Source organism: Qipengyuania sp. B-5, assembly GCF_056857815.1.
Map to the genome: position 1 here is coordinate 1 of NZ_JBSXNU010000012.1, position 17,553 is coordinate 17,553.

Annotated in this window: 16 protein-coding genes and 1 pseudogene; 14 read left to right on the top strand and 3 right to left on the bottom strand. The window is 61.4% G+C overall.

All coding sequences use genetic code 11. From position 1 onward, the window contains the following. On the bottom strand, positions 1-119 hold a 119-nt coding region (locus AC13CE_RS00365), incomplete at its 3' end, for a hypothetical protein (protein WP_482971108.1). Positions 120-137: 18 nt separating this feature from the next. On the opposite strand from AC13CE_RS00365, the pseudogene AC13CE_RS00370 reads away from it, so the two are divergent. From AC13CE_RS00370 to AC13CE_RS00425, 12 genes and pseudogenes are all read left to right on the top strand, one after another. After that, positions 138-269 (top strand): annotated as a pseudogene (locus tag AC13CE_RS00370) (chromosome segregation ATPase); the annotation flags it as partial. A gap of 131 nt (positions 270-400) precedes the next feature. Then, positions 401-1,354 carry a CDF family Co(II)/Ni(II) efflux transporter DmeF gene (gene dmeF / locus AC13CE_RS00375; RefSeq protein ID WP_482971098.1) on the top strand — a complete coding sequence of 318 codons (954 nt, stop codon included), beginning with the start codon at positions 401-403 and terminating at the stop codon, positions 1,352-1,354. 123 nt (positions 1,355-1,477) lie between these two features. Continuing rightward, positions 1,478-1,852: a hypothetical protein gene (locus tag AC13CE_RS00380; RefSeq protein WP_482971099.1), complete on the top strand. Its 375-nt coding sequence runs from the start codon at positions 1,478-1,480 to the stop codon at positions 1,850-1,852. A 63-nt stretch (positions 1,853-1,915) separates the two neighbouring features. Beyond that, positions 1,916-3,169: a TolC family protein gene (locus tag AC13CE_RS00385; protein WP_119595029.1), complete on the top strand. Its 1,254-nt coding sequence runs from the start codon at positions 1,916-1,918 to the stop codon at positions 3,167-3,169. An 11-nt stretch (positions 3,170-3,180) separates the two neighbouring features. Further along, positions 3,181-4,329, top strand: coding sequence for an efflux RND transporter periplasmic adaptor subunit (locus AC13CE_RS00390; protein WP_482971100.1), 1,149 nt, complete (start codon positions 3,181-3,183; stop codon positions 4,327-4,329). A gap of 37 nt (positions 4,330-4,366) precedes the next feature. Further along, positions 4,367-7,630 (top strand): efflux RND transporter permease subunit, encoded by a 3,264-nt coding sequence (locus AC13CE_RS00395; RefSeq protein ID WP_482971109.1) that lies wholly within the window; start codon positions 4,367-4,369, stop codon positions 7,628-7,630. Positions 7,631-7,652: 22 nt separating this feature from the next. Next, positions 7,653-8,024: a SpoIIAA family protein gene (locus AC13CE_RS00400; RefSeq protein ID WP_482971101.1), complete on the top strand. Its 372-nt coding sequence runs from the start codon at positions 7,653-7,655 to the stop codon at positions 8,022-8,024. Further along, positions 8,021-8,650, top strand: coding sequence for a cation efflux transmembrane domain-containing protein (locus AC13CE_RS00405; RefSeq protein ID WP_482971102.1), 630 nt, complete (start codon positions 8,021-8,023; stop codon positions 8,648-8,650). The genes AC13CE_RS00400 and AC13CE_RS00405 overlap by 4 nt, the downstream gene beginning before the upstream one ends. Next, positions 8,647-9,516, top strand: coding sequence for a hypothetical protein (locus AC13CE_RS00410; RefSeq protein WP_054522853.1), 870 nt, complete (start codon positions 8,647-8,649; stop codon positions 9,514-9,516). Before AC13CE_RS00405 ends, AC13CE_RS00410 begins: the two co-directional genes overlap by 4 nt. Then, positions 9,516-10,475, top strand: coding sequence for a cation diffusion facilitator family transporter (locus AC13CE_RS00415; RefSeq protein WP_482971103.1), 960 nt, complete (start codon positions 9,516-9,518; stop codon positions 10,473-10,475). The genes AC13CE_RS00410 and AC13CE_RS00415 overlap by 1 nt, the downstream gene beginning before the upstream one ends. A gap of 92 nt (positions 10,476-10,567) precedes the next feature. Next, a complete protein-coding gene (locus AC13CE_RS00420; RefSeq protein WP_482971104.1) occupies positions 10,568-12,208 on the top strand; it encodes an acetolactate synthase large subunit in 1,641 nt (546 codons plus the stop codon). Next, positions 12,205-13,599: an aldehyde dehydrogenase family protein gene (locus tag AC13CE_RS00425; protein WP_482971105.1), complete on the top strand. Its 1,395-nt coding sequence runs from the start codon at positions 12,205-12,207 to the stop codon at positions 13,597-13,599. The genes AC13CE_RS00420 and AC13CE_RS00425 overlap by 4 nt, the downstream gene beginning before the upstream one ends. Before the next feature lie 137 nt (positions 13,600-13,736). On the opposite strand, the gene AC13CE_RS00430 is transcribed toward AC13CE_RS00425, so the two are convergent. After that, positions 13,737-14,135 carry a MerR family transcriptional regulator gene (locus AC13CE_RS00430; protein WP_060703638.1) on the bottom strand — a complete coding sequence of 133 codons (399 nt, stop codon included), beginning with the start codon at positions 14,133-14,135 and terminating at the stop codon, positions 13,737-13,739. Between the two features lie 75 nt (positions 14,136-14,210). Between AC13CE_RS00430 and AC13CE_RS00435 the strand changes: the two genes are divergently transcribed. Both AC13CE_RS00435 and AC13CE_RS00440 read left to right on the top strand, forming a co-directional pair. Next, positions 14,211-14,828, top strand: a complete 618-nt coding sequence (locus AC13CE_RS00435) for a cation efflux transmembrane domain-containing protein (protein ID WP_482971106.1) — start codon at positions 14,211-14,213, stop codon at positions 14,826-14,828. A gap of 96 nt (positions 14,829-14,924) precedes the next feature. After that, entirely contained in the window at positions 14,925-16,877 is a 1,953-nt protein-coding gene (locus tag AC13CE_RS00440) for an FTR1 family protein (protein ID WP_475501373.1), read from the top strand. A 17-nt stretch (positions 16,878-16,894) separates the two neighbouring features. On the opposite strand, the gene AC13CE_RS00445 is transcribed toward AC13CE_RS00440, so the two are convergent. After that, complete coding sequence (locus AC13CE_RS00445; protein WP_482971107.1) at positions 16,895-17,386, bottom strand: hypothetical protein; 492 nt, start codon at positions 17,384-17,386, stop codon at positions 16,895-16,897. Between the last annotated feature and the right edge of the window lie 167 nt (positions 17,387-17,553).

The following is a 17,553-nucleotide window of genomic DNA, read 5'->3' on the forward strand; positions in this document are numbered from 1 at the left end:
CTCTTCAACTGCTCGATCTTGCGATGTTTGTCCTCGGGCGAGACGTTCGCTTCGACTTCGTCGATACCGACCTGGCTTGCTACCGCACGCGCGGTGGCTTCGCTGTCGCCGGTAAGCATCACGATCTTGATGCCGCGCTCAATCCGCGTTACGTCGTCGCCTTTCCGGGCAATGGCGTCACCGAACGACTGGTGATCGATGCCAAGACGCGCCGAATCACCGTGGTCGATCGCAGGGCCGTCACGTCCCGATCCAAGACTAAGGGATAATAGTCTGTTGGTCGCCGCAGCATTTCTATGATCGGTTGGCTGCGGCGACCATCTCAGACAATCGACGTCGATTGCCTTTTCGTTTCAAGGAGGGATTTCTTGGAAAGGGCATCTCGGGGTATCAGCCTCGCATGCATCACGCCGACTCCAATCCGCTCGCCCATGATCACAACTTCCTGAGCGCCTCGCACGACGCCCATGAGCGGCGCACGCGTTATGTCGTTGCCTTGACCGCCGCGATGATGGTGGTCGAAATCGTCGCTGGCCTGTGGACCGGATCGATGGCGCTTCTCGCCGATGGTATCCACATGGCGACCCATGCAGGTGCCTTGGGCGTCGCGGCCTTCGCCTACTGGTTTGCCAAGCACCATGCGAACAACCCGCGTTTCACATTCGGTACCGGCAAGGTGGGCGACCTCGCCGGCTTCGCGAGCGCGCTTGTCCTCGCCATCTTCGCAATCGGGATCGCGGTTGAATCGGCTCAAAGGTTCGTCAGTCCGCTCACGATTGCCTATACCGAGGCTATCTGGATCGCCGTGCTCGGCCTCGTGGTGAACCTCGCGAGTGCCTGGCTGCTTGGTGCCGATCATCACCATGGGCATGATCACGACCATCATCATCACCACGACCATGCGCATGCCGATAACAATCTGCGCTCCGCCTATTTCCACGTGCTTGCCGATGCCCTGACCTCCGTCCTGGCTATCGTGGCCCTTCTCGCCGGCATGTACCTCGGCTGGGCATGGATGGACGCGGCAATGGGGCTGGTGGGTGCATTCGTGATCGGGCGCTGGTCATGGTCACTGCTGCGCGATACCGCTGCCGTGCTTGTCGACGCCGAAGCGGCCTCTGAACGGTACACAGAGGTGCGCGAGGCGCTCGAGGACCGGGACGCCGCGATCGGCGATCTGCACATCTGGCGGATCGGTCCCGGCAAGTATGCAGTCATCGCCTCGCTCATCGCCGATGATCCGCTCGCGCCCGACAATTATGCCAGCCGACTTTCAGAGCATGCAGAATATGTGCACGTCACGATCGAAGTTCATCGCTGCGAACATCCGCATCCCGAGCTTCGCGCGGCCTGATCGCGCCGTTCTAAAAGACCGAAACAGTATTCGAGGACTGTTATACTGTAACAAAAGACTTATACTTCATCGTGTTACGGAACTTGCAATCTTGATGCGGTTTGCTAGGAGCCGTTGGAATCCATGACTACAAGCTATCGTCGCCTTGTCCTGCACCCTTTCGTCGTCCTGCTCATGCTGGTCGCGATGGTGTTCGTGACGGCGGCGGATGCTGCTGCTTGCGGTGCCGAAGTGGCGCCCGGAAGCACGCCCGTTCTGGCTTCGCTCGATAGCGCGTCTGCGTCATCCGCAGCCGCCGATGAAGTGCCGGGCGATCCGGATGCGCCGGCCGAGCAACACGGCGTGTGTGGACACGGCCATTGCCATCACGGGGCGAGCTTTGCCGGCACCGTGCAGAAGAATTCGGTCCCTCACTTGGTCGTGGTTCCCGATGCGCCTCCCGCCGAAGCGCTCGCTTCCGAAATTGCCGACCGGCTGAAGCGCCCCCCTTGCGCCTGACGACCGTCACCGCGCTGCATGCCGCAGCGCAGTTCGGATCGTCAGCAGAGGAATTTTCGAAAAATGTCAGCCATTCATTGGCGAGGGGTCCTCCTTGGAGGGCTGTTCCTCGCCGCTCAAGCCACGACCGTGGCGGCGCAGGAGCGTGAGCTTCTGACGCTCGAAGCTGCGCTCGCTCGTGCGGGCATCGTCGACAGCGCAGATGAGCCCCCAGAAAATCCGCGCCTGATCGGACCGCGGGCCGAAGCCGACGCGGCGCGGGCCCTGGTCGACCAGGCGCGGCTGCGGCCCAACCCCGAAATTGCTTTCGAAGCCGAAAACATTGCCGGAAGCGGCGCATTTTCGGGATTGCAGGCCACCGAGTACACTTTGTCCCTGAGCCAGCGGCTCGAATTGGGCGGCAAACGAGGAGCGCGCGTCCGCGCCGCCCAGGCGGAGGCGCGCGTCGCGACCCTTTCAGGAGCGCTCTCGGTTGCTCAGCTCGGGCGATCGGTGCGCGAGCGCTATGTGGAAGCCGTCGCTGCGGCAGCCCGATTGGAACTCGCGCGGGACATAGTCGAGCGCAACCGCGAGCTTGCCAGGATCGCAGGGGTACTGGTCGATGTCGGGCGGGAGCCTCCCTTGCGTTCGCTTCGTGCCGAAGCGGCACTTGCGGAGGCGCTCGCGGAGCTTGAAGCGGCCCTGGCTGCCGACAGTGCGGCGAGGAATGCGCTGGCCGCGCTTTGGGGCGAGGCAGCACCTGCTGCGGACGTGCCTTCGGTGTTCCCCGAGATCGAACCTCCGGCAACGCTGCTCGCCTCGCCTTCGGCCTTACGTCTCCAGATCGCCCGTGCCGAACGCGAGGCTGCAGATGCCGCGATCGCCCGGGAACGCTCTTTAGGCATTCCGGATCCGGCGATATCCGCCGGTGTCCGACGGTTCGAGGAAAGCAGAGACCAGGCGTTCCTCGTAGGCGTTTCGATCCCGTTTCCGTTCAGTAATCGCAACCAAGGAAACATCGCTGCTGCCGAGGCGCGGCTTCGCGCCGCGACGGCACGGGAGGCGATTGCCCGCACCGATTTCGAACTCGAAGTCACGCAGGCTCGCGGACAATTTCTGGCAGCCGAAGCGCGGGTCGAGACCCTCGCGGAGACGTCCTTGCCCCAAGCCGAGGAAGCCTTGCGCCTCGTTCGGATTGGCTACCGCAACGGCAGATTTCCGCTGATCGAAGTTCTGGCTGCGGCCGAAGCGCGCGACACCATCCGTGAAGCATTGATTCAAGCCCAGGAAGATCGTGGCCGCCTGGCGGCGACGCTGATCTGGCTCGGCGCACAATGAGGTATTTCCAAATGAACCGTAGACGTCTGGCCGTTTTTATCGGCGTGATCGTTTCAATCGCCGCTGCAGTGTTTATGCTGTGGCCAAGTGGCAGTGCCGACCAGCACATTGAGGAAACGAGCGAGGAGGCCGAGCTTCCCGAAGGGCTTGTCCTGCTTGGCGCCGAACAAATCGAAGCGTCCCAGATAGAGGTCGAAACCGTCGGTCAGGGATCGGCGGTCGAGCTGGTCTTTCCGGCCACCGTCGCGGCAAGCCCGACGGCAAGTGCCCGCATCGATGCCCGCGCAGCGGGCGTAGTCCGCAGTGTCGGCAAAACGCTGGGTGATTACGTGAGGCAGGGAGAGACGATTGCCCGCATCGAGAGCGCCGACGCCGCTGCTCTTGCGGCGCAACTCAGCGCAGCGGGCGCGCGGGTCAACGAATTGTCTGCTGCCTACGATCGAGAGCGCCGCCTTTTCGAAGCCAATGTCACCGCGCGGCAGGATCTCGAGGCCGCCCGAGCCAATCTGCAGGTTGCTCAATCGGAACTTGCGCGTGCCCAAGCGGCAGTCTCGGCGGCGGGTGTTAGCGGCGACGGGCGCTCACTCGCGGTTACGAGCCCGCTCGCGGGCCGAGTGACCTCGGCGCCTATCGTTCTCGGGTCCTTCGTCGAGGCCGGGGAAGAACTCTATCAGGTCGTGAATCCGAGCGGCATGCAGGTCGAGGTTGCCCTCCCGTCGGCTGAAGCAAGCCGCATCCAGCCTGGCGACGAGGCTACGCTGGAAATCGCGGACAACCGGGAAGTGGGTGCGCGCGTGCGATCCGTCACTCCCTCGCTCGATCCCGAAAGCCGCAGCGCCACGGCGGTCCTGTCGCTGGCAAGGCCAATCCCCGGCCTGCAACCCGGGGCCTTCCTGCAGGCACGGATCCGCCCTTCGGGCGAGGTCGATGCAGGCCGTATGTCGGTGCCGGAAAGTGCCGTCCAGACAATCGATGGCGCAGAGGTGGTCTTCGTTCGCACGCGCCGCGGGTTTCAAACCCGTCGAGTGGTCACCGGTGCGCGTTCGGGAGGACGGGTGGTCATCGAGTCCGGTCTCGAAGCAAATTGGCGGATAGCCACCGCCAACGCCTTCTTGCTGAAGGCTGAACTCGAGAAGGAGGAGGCCGAGCATGGACACTGATCACATGCAGGACGCGGATCGCCCCCACCGCCATGGCCTGATCGGCATGATCCTCGACGTCGCCGTGCGCTTTCGCTGGGCGATGGTCGTGCTGACCCTCGGTGTGGCAATCTTTGGCGTGGTGAATTTGCTCCGCCTGCCCATCGATGCTGTGCCCGATATCACCAACGTACAGGTGCAGATCAACACCGAGGCACCAGCCCTTTCGCCCTCGCAAGTCGAGACGCAGGTCACCTATCCTGTCGAAACCGGGCTTGCTGGCATCGAGGGTCTGGAAATGACACGCTCGATATCGCGCAACGGGTTCAGCCAGGTGACCGCGATTTTCGAGGAAGGGACCGACATCTATTTCGCGCGTCAGCAGGTCAACGAACGGCTGACGCCCATAAGCGCTTCGCTGCCCGAGGGTGCCGAACCGGTGATGGGACCCATCTCGACCGGCTTGGGCGAAGTGCTCATGTATACCATCGAGTACGAATATCCTGACGGCAAGGAAGCGCCGCGGGACGGAGCGGTCGGATGGCAGTCCGACGGGAGCTTCGTGACCGAACGTGGCGACCGGCTCGACAGCGATGTTGCCAAGGCTGCCTATCTGCGAACCATTCAGGACTGGGTGGTTGCACCGCTCATGCGGTCGGTCGACGGTGTGGCAGGTGTCGACTCCATCGGCGGCTTCGAAAAGCAATATCTCGTCCAACCCGATCCCGCACGATTGACCGGTTACGGTTTGTCGTTCGACGAGGTGATCGACGCGCTGGAAGCGGCCAATCTCGCCGAAGGGGCCAATTTCGTCGAACGGGCCGGTGAAGCCCTCCTCGCCCGGGTCGATGCGCGCCTCGGCAGCGTCGAGGATATCGAGCAGGCGGTCGTTTCCACCCGCGAGGGAGTGCCTATTCGCGTAGGGGACATCGCCACGGTCAGCATCGGCGGTGACCTTCGAACTGGCGCGGCGTCGCTGAATGGCGATGAAGCGGTCGTGGGCACCGTGCTCATGCGCGCGGGCGAGAATAGCCGCACCGTTTCGGCCCAGGCGGCCGAACGGCTTGAGGAAGTCCGCAGCTCCCTGCCGGAAGGAATTGTCGCGGAGATCGTCTACAACCGGTCTTCCCTGGTCGATGCGACGATCGCGACCGTCGAGAAGAACCTTGTCGAGGGCGCGCTTCTGGTCATTGCGATCCTGTTCTTGCTGCTGGGCAACATCCGGGCAGCGATCATCGCGGCGCTGGTCATCCCCTTTTCCATGCTGATGGCATCGATCGGAATGAACCGGCTCGGCGTTTCGGGCAATCTCATGAGCCTGGGTGCGCTGGACTTCGGCCTGATCGTCGATGGTGCCGTCATCATCGTCGAGAACAGCGTCGCGAGGCTCGCGGCTCGACAGGAACACGAGGGCCGACTTCTTACACTTGGTGAGAGGTTGACGGAAACGCGGCTTGCCGCGCAGGAAATGATCAAGCCAACCGTGTACGGCCAGGCGATCATTCTTCTCGTCTTCGCACCGCTTCTCACCTTTACCGGCGTCGAAGGCAAAACCTTTTCACCCATGGCGATCACGGTCATGCTCGCGCTCGCCTCGGCGTTCGTGTTGTCGCTGACCTTCGTCCCGGCAATGATCGCCATCCTGCTCAACAAAAAGCTGACCGAAAAGGAGGTCAAGCCGATCCGGATCGCCAAGGAGCGATACGGACCGCTGGTCCGCAGGGCGATCACCCGCCCCTGGCCGGTCATCGGCGTCGGCGTCGGCATCTTCGCCTTTGCGGCCTTCGTGTTCAGCTTCCTCGGGAGCGAGTTCACACCGCAATTGGACGAGCGCGACATCGCCGTGCAATCGCTGCGTATTCCTTCGACATCGCTCGAACGTTCGCTCGCGATGCAAAGGCGGGTAGAGGACCGGCTCGAGCAATTTCCGCAAGTCGAGCTTGTCTTTTCGCGGACGGGCACGGCGGAAGTGGCCAGTGACCCGATGCCGCCGAACGCTTCCGATGCGTACGTGATCCTCAAACCCCGTGAGGAATGGCCCGATCCCGACCTCGCCAAGGACGAGTTGGTCGCGCAAATGGAGAGCGCCCTCAGCAGTCTCGTCGGCAACCTTTACGAGTTCAGCCAACCGATCGAATTGCGGTTCAACGAATTGATCGCAGGCGTTCGCGGAGATGTTGCCGTCAAGATCTACGGAGACGATCTCAGCGCCATGACCTCAGCGGCGAACGAGGTTGCGGGCGTGCTGCGCAATGTCGACGGCGCCGCGGACGTCAAGGTCCAGCAAGTGACCGGGTTCCCCACCCTCGATATTGCCTTCGATCGGCCAGCGATTGCCCGTTACGGGCTGAAGGTCGAAGACGTTGCGCAATCGGTGGCGATCGCACTGGGCGGTCGGCCTGCGGGCCTCGTTTTCGAAGGCGATCGCCGCTTCGATGTGGTTGTGCGGTTGTCGGACGCGACCCGCGACGATTTCGACCAGTTGGGTGCTTTGCCGGTGCTGCTCCCGAACGGGGCAACCATACCGCTACGCTCGGTTGCCGAGTTCCGTGTGGTGGATGGTCTCGCGGAGGTTCGCCGGGAACAGGGACGCAGACTGGTGATCGTCTCGTCCAACGTGCGAGAACGCGACCTCGGGTCTTTTGTAGAAGAGGCCCAGGAAAGGGTTGCGGCGCAGGTCGAACTGCCCGCTGCCGCGTTTATCGAGTGGGGCGGTCAATACCAGAACCTCCAGGCTGCTCAGGAAAGACTTCAGATAGTCATTCCTATCGCTTTCGCGGTCATTCTCTTGCTGCTTTACATGGCGGTTGGGGGCTGGGTGCCGGCGCTCGCCGTATTCAGCGCGATCCCGTTGGCCCTGGCAGGCGGGATTTTCTCCTTGGCTCTACGCGGGATGCCATTCTCGGTATCTGCGGCGGTAGGCTTTATCGCCCTGTCGGGTGTGGCGACCTTGAATGGCCTCGTGATGGTGACTGCGATCCGTCAGCGGCTCGACAGGGGCATGGCGCTCGATGACGCCATCGTCGATGGTGGATTGGCGCGCCTAAGGCCGGTTCTCATGACCGCGCTCGTTGCATCGCTCGGCTTCGTGCCGATGGCCATTGCGACCGGGACCGGCGCGGAAGTGCAACGTCCCTTGGCGACAGTCGTCATTGGAGGGTTGATCACCGCCACCGCGCTGACCCTTTTCGTCTTGCCCGCAATCTTGAAGCTGGTTTTCGGGACCAGAGAAGATGACCGGACCTGGCGACAGCGTTGGTGGGACAGGCTGCGGCGCAATGTGACAAGCGATGAGCAGCGCGAGCTGAAGGACATCACATGACCGATCGGGAAAGGAGAATACGGTGCTGGCACTGAAGGAAAAGAACGGACTGCTCTGGATACGTGCCGGAGGCAGGCAGGGGGATGAAGCTTATGACCGCTTTGTTCCCCAATTCGAACATATCGCAGAGCGCGAGGCCGGTACCGTCCCGATGGTGATCGAGCTCGCGCCTGACTTTTCGGGTTGGGACTTCGGAGGTCTCTGGCGCGATCTCAAGTTCGACATCCGGCATAAGGATTGTTTCGGCCGGATCGCCATGATCGACGACAGCAAATGGGAAGAGCGGGGCTGGAAATTGTCATCCTCACTCTTCCGCGCCGAAATGAAGTTTTTCCGGCCATCACAGCGTAGTCATGCGGAAAGCTGGGTACAAACCGGGGAGGACGCAGCATGAGTGGCGGACATGAGGTCGATGCCGGGTCGCCCGAAAAGCGCAAGACCCTGTGGGTTGTCCTGTGGCTTAACGTCGCCATCGCGATCGGCTTTTTCGCGGTCGGATATTTTGCCGATTCCAACGCGCTGTTGGCAAACGGCCTCGATAATTCATCGGATGCAATCGTTTATGCGCTCAGCCTGCTTGCGCTAACCCGCTCGCGGACCTGGAAACGCGGGGCCGCGCGTTTCTCCGGCATCATGCTGCTGATCTTCTCTGCTGGGGTTATCTTCGATGCTTACCGACGGTTTGTGGAAGGGTCCGATCCGGGCGGGATATTGATGATGGCGATGGCGTTCATCGCGGGACTGGTGAATCTCTATTGCCTGCGCCTGTTGCAGAAGGTGGAGAACAAGGACGTCAATATGCGGGCGGCGACAACCTTCAGCTTCAACGACTTCATCTCCAATGGCGGGATCATCATCGCCGGCATCGTTGTGCTGATTACCGGTGCCAACTGGCCCGACCTAGTGGTCGGAATAGCGGTCGCCTGCATAGCGCTTTACGGCGGAGTGCAGATCCTGCGCGATACGCATATGGATGTGCACGACGAGGCGGGAACCGTCCACGGCGAGAAGAGGAATTGACGCTAATCGATACCTTGTTTGCCGCGCAGGACCTTTCGCGGGTCCTTGTCCTGGCGATGCTATCAGGCATCGGGGTCATGATTGGCGGCAAATTGGCAAAAGGCAGTTGGAGCTTCCTGCATCCGCTCCTGCCGGGCGGCGTTTCGGGTGCTTTTGCCGCCCTTGCCGTCTTGCTAACTCTTCCGCTGGGACAATCTCCTCTCACCCGCTGGACACTCACTGGTTTGATGCTGGCGGGCGGCCTGCTGCTTCTGATTTTCAACGAGCTTGGTCGATACGCAAAACTCAGACCGGATGATGACGGACCTGAGCGATGCTCCGATAGGCCAACCCTGGTACGTCGCATCTCGGTGTCGATGGCGTCCGATATCCTGCCTTACAGCGTTATCTTGGGTGCTGCCGCTGCTGCATCCGCGACGACAGCAATGGCGGTGTCTGCAGCGCTTGTTTTTGCGAACCTGGAAATAGGACGCCAGGCGATCGATGAATACCGATCCGCCCAAGTGAGCAGGATGGACCAGCTTGCGCTACTTGTCCTCTTTTCCCTGTTTTTCATCGGGATCGCTCTCTTGACCTTTTGGGCGCTGCACGGATTCACCGACAACGGGCGAGGTTGGCTAGCGGCTATTATCCCGGGCTTTCTTATAGTTGCATCGGCGCGCGCGCTGCTTCGCATGGGAACCGGATCGGTCGCCGCCAATCATATTACGCTCCTGGCATTCGTCGGAGGGTTCGCGCTGCTCGGCCTCGCGATCTCGGCGCTTGGAGAACTGTCGCGCGAACTCGATGTCTCGAACAGCACGTTCCAGCATTCCCCCGCGCAGTCCGTTACGACGACCAAGAGAACAGAAAAAGGAGGCAGGTAGTGGCACAATCGGGCGGTCATGCCGGGCACAGTCACGGCGAAGAAAGCATGAGCGACGGCCGCCTTGTATTGGCCGTCGCCCTCAACGTCCTGCTGACTGTCGCCCAGATCATCGGGGGGATATTGTCGGGTTCGCTCGCACTGATCGCCGATGCGCTGCACAATTTCAGCGACGCGGCATCGCTTGGACTGGCTCTGTTTGCGAGGCGGATCGGGCGCCGGCCAGCCGACAAGCTTATGACCTTCGGCTATGCTCGTGCGGAAGTCGTGGCGGCGCTCATCAATCTGACGACTTTGCTTATCATCGGTTTCTATCTGCTCGTCGAGGCGATCAACCGTTTCGCAGACCCTCAACCCGTTGAGGGGTGGACCGTAATCTGGGTCGCCGGGATAGCGCTGGTGATCGACGTGGTTACGGCGGTGATGGTTTACGCCAGCTCGGAGAACTCCCTCAACATGAAAGCCGCCTTTCTGCACAATGTGTCCGATGCGCTGGCGTCGGTCGGTGTGATCGTGGCTGGCGTACTCATTCTGCGATACGAACTTTATATTGCCGATCTGATCATCACTGTGGTCATTGCTGCCTATGTGATCTGGCAGGGCGTCACTTTGTTGCCTCGCACGGTGCGGCTCTTGATGGGTGCGGTGCCGGACGAAAGCGAGTTCGATCGCATTGTGAGCGACCTGCGTGACACAGAAGGCGTGGCCGACGTCCATCACGTCCATGTCTGGAGCATCAGTGAGCATTATCGCGCGCTTGAGGCGCATATCGTTCCTGCCGAATCTTCGTTGCAGGCTTTCGAGGATGTGAAGGCGCGGGCTCGCGGTATGCTCGAGACGCAGCACGCCATCGCCCATGCAACGTTCGAAGCCTGTCTCGCTGCAGACTGTGATCCCGACATGATCCCGGACCATCAGGTCGAGAAGAACCATCATCACGACCATGACCGCGACCATTGACAAGCGCGGCGATCGGGTCGGTCGCTGTGGGTAAGCTGCTTGGCAGCGCACGACATGAACCGCCCTGCAACCCGTAAAATGAGGACCAACGAATGAAAGCTTCCGATCTTATGGTCGCCGCGCTCGAGGCCGAGGGCGTCGAATATGTTTTCGCCGTTCCAGGCGAAGAGAACCTGGATCTCCTGGAATCGCTGCGAACTTCCGCCATCACGCTGGTTCTGGCCCGTCACGAACAGGGCGCTGGCTTCATGGCGGCGACCTATGGCCGCCTGACCGGCAAGGCAGGTGTGTGCCTGGCAACGCTCGGGCCTGGTGCCACGAACCTGACCACACCGGCGGCCTATGCCGCGCTCGGGGCCTTTCCGCTCGTCATTATTACTGGGCAGAAACCGATCAAGACATCGAAACAGGCCCAGTTCCAGATTGTCGACGTCGTTTCCCTGTTTACGCCGCTCTGCAAGGCTTCGACCCAGATCGTGAACGGCAATCGCATTCCCTCGCTCGTTCGCGAAGGTTTCCGTCTGGCGCAGGAAGAAAGGCCGGGCGCTGTACTGCTCGAGCTGCCGGAAGATATCGCTGAAGAGGAAACGATCGAACCGGTCATACCTCCGCATTACAGGCGTTATGCGGTCGCCGGAGATGCTGCGCTCGACGAAGCGGCCGAGCGCATCATCGCGGCTGAGCGGCCATTGCTCCTGATCGGTGCCGGAGCGAACCGCCGCCGCGCTTCGAAAGCGTTGCGCAAATTCGTGTCTGATACCGGCTTTCCATTCTTCGACACCCAGATGGGCAAGGGCGTGGTCGATGAAGATAGCGAGCTCTATCTGGGCACCGCAGCACTATCGTCGGGAGATTATGTTCACTGCGCGATCGAAAAGGCCGATCTGATCGTCAATATCGGTCACGATGTGGTTGAAAAGCCGCCCTTCTTCATGGAGCCGGGCGGGCAGACCGTCATCCACATCAATTACAAGGCGGCCGAAGTCGATCAGGTCTACTTCCCGCAGCTCGAGGTCATCGGCGACATCGCCGGATCGGTCGAGCGCCTCGGAAGCCGTTTGGATGGCAAGCTCCAATGCGACCGCGGCTATTATACCGCGCTGCATCGCGAGATTGCTTCGCACATCTCCGAAACCAGCGACGACGAACGTTTTCCGATGGTCCCCCAGCGCGTGGTTGCCGACGTACGCAGCGTAATGGCGCGCGATGATATCGTTGCGCTCGACAACGGTATCTACAAGATCTGGTTCGCCAGAAACTACATTGCGAATGAACCGGGTACCATCCTTCTCGACAATGCATTGGCGACGATGGGCGCAGGCCTTCCATCGGCCATGATGGCGGCGATGCTGTCGCCGGGGCGCAGAGTGCTCGCGGTATGCGGCGATGGCGGGTTCATGATGAACTCGCAGGAGCTGGAAACGGCCGTCAGGCTGGGCCTGAACCTCGTCGTACTCGTCCTGAACGATGCGGCATACGGCATGATCCGCTGGAAGCAGGACCAGCTCGGCTTTCCGGACTACGGCCTAACCTTTTCCAATCCCGACTTCGTCACCTACGCACAAAGCTATGGAGCGACCGGTCACCGGGTCGAGCGGAGCGCAGATCTTGTGGCGGTCCTGAACGCCGCATTCGAGGCGGGCGGCGTGCACCTTGTCGATCTGCCCGTCGACTACTCCGAAAACAAGAAGGTGCTGATCGACGAACTCGGCGCAAAGGTGTGCGAGCTATGAAGACGATCGTTCACAATCCGTTCGACCGCGAGCCGGTTGCAGAAGTGCCGCTTGTCGACTGGCCTCAAATCGATGAATGGCTGAATGAAGCGCAGTTGCTCCACCGCGACCGCCATGGCTGGCTTGCCGTGCACGAGCGTGTCGCCATCCTCCGGCGGGCTGCGGATATCATGCGCGAACGAGCCGAGGATCTGGCTCTCCAGATCGTCAGGGAGGGCGGCAAACCGCTGGTCGATGCGCGCGTGGAAGCCGGTCGCGCGATCAACAGCGTCGACTTATGCGTTCAGGCGCTCAGCGATGGCGGCGGTCACGAGATCCCCATGGACCTGACAGAAGCGGGTGCGGGAAGGACGGCATATACCTTCCGCGAGCCGATCGGTCCTGTCGTGGCGATCTCGGCATTCAATCACCCGCTCAACCTGATCGTCCATCAGGTTGGACCGGCGGTAGCAGCCGGGTGCCCCGTTCTCATCAAGCCTGCGCTGGAAACGCCTCTGTCATGCCAGAGCTTCGTGAGCATTCTTCATGAAGCCGGCCTGCCCGAGGCCTGGTGCCGGTTCGCACCTTGCGGCAACGATATTGCCGAAAGAATGGTAACCGATCCGCGCACGGAGTTCTTCTCATTCATCGGTTCTGCGAAGATCGGCTGGATGCTTCGCTCGAAGCTGGCGCCGGGAACCCGCATTGCTCTCGAGCACGGCGGCGCGGCGCCGGTAATCGTGGACAGCGGCGTGGAGCGCGCAGCAGTGATCGCCTCGTTGCTCAAAGGCGGGTTCTATCATTCGGGTCAGGTCTGCGTTTCCGTGCAGCGCGTGTACGTCCCTGCTGCAGAATTGAAAGACTTCGCCAATGACCTAGGGCGAGCTGCCGAAAAGCTGGTCGTGGGCGATCCCGCCGATGCTGAGACCCAATGCGGACCCCTGATCCGAACGGAGGAAGTTGACCGCGTCGAACGCTGGGTCGATGAAGCCATCGCAGCAGGAGGCACCCTGGTGTGCGGGGGAAGCCGTCTGAGTGACACTCTTTTCTCCCCGACCGTCATTGTCGATCCTCCCGAAAGTGCCAAGATATCCCGGGAAGAAATCTTCGGCCCCGTGATCTGCGTGTATGGCTATGACGATATCGATCTGGCTATCGAGCAGGCCAATGCCCTGCCTTACGCCTTTCAGGCCGCTGTATTCAGCGATCGGCTGTCAATCGCCAATCATTGCATACAGTCTCTGGCGGGATCGGCTGTGATGGTGAACGACCATACGGCATTCCGCGTGGACTGGATGCCTTTTGCAGGGCTGCGCCGCTCCGGGCTTGGCGTCGGCGGGATCCCCTACACTATGGCGGATATGAGCATTGAAAAAATGGCCGTCTGGAACTGGCCTGCGGCGGCATCATAGCCCGTTCGACAGACCCGGGATGGCGACACGGGCAGCTTCGCACTCGTCGGCCTTTCCCGAAGTTAAGTCTCTTATGGGCGGCCGACAAAAGCCGTGCATTGGCGAGCCTGACCGAACTGGCGCACGAGGCGCGGACATCAAGGCTCGGCGGTACCCGCAAGTGCATCGATGATGCGGCAATCGCCTACAGTGTCTTGCTCGCAGGCAGCGATCATACGCCCAAGTTCCGTCCGCAACGCCTCCAGGCTCGCGATCTTGCGCTCGACCTCGCCGAGATGGCTTCTGGCCAGAGCGTCGATGCCCGCGCAGGACCGGTCGGCATCATCGGAGAGATCGAGCAATTCCCTGATGCGTGCCATGGAGAAGCCGAGATCACGCGCGCGCCGTATGAAGTTAAGGCGCGCTTCCTCTGCTGGTCCATAATCGCGATAATTGGCCCGCGTGCGTGGAGGGGCAGCGAGGATACCCTCACGCTCGTAGAAGCGGATTGTTTCGGATTTGACGCCGGTTATCCGGGCAAGTTGACCAATTCTCATGACAAAGGCTCCTGCCGCTTGACCTTGTAGTTACTACAAGGTGCATAGGGCGGATCGACGCAAGGAGTCGAGTAAATGGGAAAGACCTGCTGCGGTCCCGATGAGGGCGGTGCAAACAACAACGATCCGACATGGCGGCGCATTCTGTGGATCGCGCTGGGCCTTAATGCAATCATGTTCGGTGTGGAGATCGTGGCAGGCATTGCTGCGGATTCGCGCGCCTTGCAGGCCGACGCGCTCGACTTTCTCGGTGATGCGGCAAACTATGCTATCAGTCTCGGTGTAGCGGGGATGGCGCTCGTCTGGCGCGCGCGTGCGGCTCTCGTAAAGGCGGCGACCATGCTGGCTTTCGGCCTGTGGGTGCTCGGCTCGGCCATCTGGGGTTTCTTTGTCGGGGCGTCGCCCGACCCGGGAACGATGGGCGCCATCGGTTCTCTTGCTCTGGCGGTAAATCTCGCCGTCGCCGCGATGCTGTTCCGGTATCGCTCGGGCGATGCGAGCATGCGCTCGGTGTGGATCTGTTCGCGCAACGACGCGATCGGTAATATCGCCGTGCTGGCGGCAGCGATTGGCGTTTTCGGCACCGGCCGTGCGTGGCCCGATCTGGTTGTGGCGAGCATCATGGCAGGACTGGCGGTGTGGGGAAGTGCCGAAGTCTTCAATCAGGCACGCGGCGAACTGCGCTCTACCTAAACTCCAGAATATCCCCGCGATCGGGGGTTGGAGGAAATACATTTCCGTCTACACCCTGCTATTGCGGATTAATTGCAACAGATATAGAGACCCCTCATGCATCGCATCGTCTCCGCCACCGTCCATCCGGCACTGCGGCTCATTCTGCTGGCGCTTGCGCTGTGTCTGTCCGTCACCGCGAACGCGGAAGAACCCGACGTGCGAACCACCTGGCGTCTGCTCGATTATATCGCGGTCGACTACGCCTCCGCCGTTTCCGAGGGACGTGTTGCCGACGAATTCGAATATCGCGAAATGGTGGAGTTTTCCGATGTCGTGGCGCGGCAGATCGCTGCATTGCCGGATACTAAAGACAATCAAGCACTCATCCGCCGATCGGACCAGCTGCGAGCTCTGATCGCCAATAAGGAACCCGCCGAGCGAGTTGGGCGCTTAGCGCGCGCGCTGGCAGCCTCGTTGCTGACAGCCTACCCGGTTCCGCTTGCCCCTTCGCAAGCGCCCGACCTTGACCGCGCCCGCACTCTCTTCGCGCAGAACTGCGCCTCGTGTCACGGCGCCGCCGGAAGTGCGCCACCGGCCGCAATGCAGGCACTTGATCCCCCGCCGATCGACTTCACCGATATCGACCGGGCGCGGCAGCGCAGTGCGTTCGGGCTTTACCAGGTCATCACGCAAGGGCTGGAAGGAACGTCCATGGCCAGCTTCGCATCGCTGTCCGACGAGGATCGCTGGGCGCTTGCATTCCATGCCGGCAGCATTGCTTTTGAAGATGTGGCCAAGGGCGAGCGTATTTGGCGGGAAGATGATGGCATACGCCAGCTTGTCCCCGATCTCGAGACGCTCGCCGCGCTCACACCGGAAAGTCTGGCCGAGCAGATCGGCGAGGACCGTGCGCTCGCCGTCATGGCCTATCTTCGCGCCAATCCCGATGCGGTGGGACAGGCAAATGACGCAGGTTCGCTCGCCTTCGTTCGCGATACGCTCGATCGCAGCCTGTCAGCTTATCGGGCTGGCAACCGAGAGGAAGCGCGGCAGCTTGCCCTGTCTGCCTATCTCGACGGGTTTGAACCCCTGGAGGCCCTCCTGGCAACGCGCGATGGCGGTTTGATGCGGGAGGTAGAACAGGCGCTCGGGCAATTCCGGGCCGGAATAGAGTCCGGTGCGAATCCATCCGAACTACAGCAACTAAGGGCTCGCATCGATAGTCTGCTGGCAAGAGCCGAGGAAGCGTTGGCTCCTGAGGCGGCCAGCGAAATCTCGACCTTTCTCGGGGCGTTCACCATTCTCCTGCGCGAGGGGATCGAAGCAATTCTGGTTGTGATCGCCATGATCGCCTTTGTGAAAAAGTCGCAGCGCTCCGAGGTATTGCCCTATATCCATGGTGGGTGGATCGCTGCTCTTTTCGCAGGTGTCGCCACCTGGGTCGTAGCAACCTACTTCGTAAGCATCAGCGGGGCGAGCCGCGAGATGACCGAAGGGATCGGCGCGCTGCTTGCGGCTGTCATTCTCGTATCGGTCGGGATCTGGATGCACGGCAAATCCCAGGCCGAGGAGTGGCGGCGCTATATCCAGGAAAAAATGGGCAAGGCGCTTTCGCGCGGATCGGCATGGTTTCTCTTTGGTCTTGCCTTCGTGGTCGTCTACCGGGAAGCGTTCGAGACTATCCTGTTCTACGCTGCCCTGTGGAACCCGCAGAGCAGCGGCATCATACTGGCAGGTGCCTTGTCCGCAGTAGCGCTGCTGGCGCTCATTGCTTGGGCCATGCTGCGCTACAGCCGCAAACTGCCGATCACCCAGTTCTTCCGCTATAGTGCTATCCTGATTGCGATCCTTGCGGTCATTCTCGCGGGCAAGGGCGTGGGCGCTTTCCAGGAGGCCGGAGTTCTTTCCGCCACTTTCATTGCCGGCTTGCCGCGCCTCGCCGAACTCGGCTTCTTCCCGACTGTCGAGACGATCGGCGCGCAATTGCTCACGCTGCTCGCTCTGATCGCCGGATTTCGGATAAGTCGATCACCATCGGGACCGCAGCCGGCAGCTGTCGAGGGATAGGTGATCCCGGTTTGCGATCAGCGGGGTCCGGTGCCGAGACGGCGCGCGAGCCACAAGGTGGCCGTGGGAACCGCGACCCACATCACGATCGGTACCAGGCCGATTTTGGTCCCGGGCACAAGCGGCATGATTGCACTATAGGACCACCCCCAGTCGGCACCGACAGCCAGCACTTCGACCATGGCAGTAATGGCCAGGCCGATTCCCAGGAACACGACAAAACGCGAGATCGGCCAGTCTACGAGCCACGGCGTTTTACCACTGCCGACAGAGGCGCCGAGATAAGCGGCCACCATGATCCCGGCATCGCCGAACGAGGCCAGGCCGCAGCGACGTGCTGCCTCGGCAGGGGACAGACCTCCCGACTGGTAGAAAGGAAGCTGGAGCATCTCCCAGGCGAAAGCGATGAGAATTCCGAATATCGCGATCCAGAGGGCTGGATGAGCACCGCGCCATTCGCGCGATCCCTCAGAGATTTGGTCCTGATCCTGCATCGTCTGATTCGTCACTCCTGCGATCTCCGTCCCGTCCCCATCGCTCAGGTATCGAATTTGGGAAGAGCGAGGCCGCGCAGGCGCAGGGCGTTGCCGATCACCGATACCGAAGACAGGCTCATCGCTGCGGCCGCGATCATCGGGTTCAAAAGCAACCCGGTCCATGGATAGAGGACACCTGC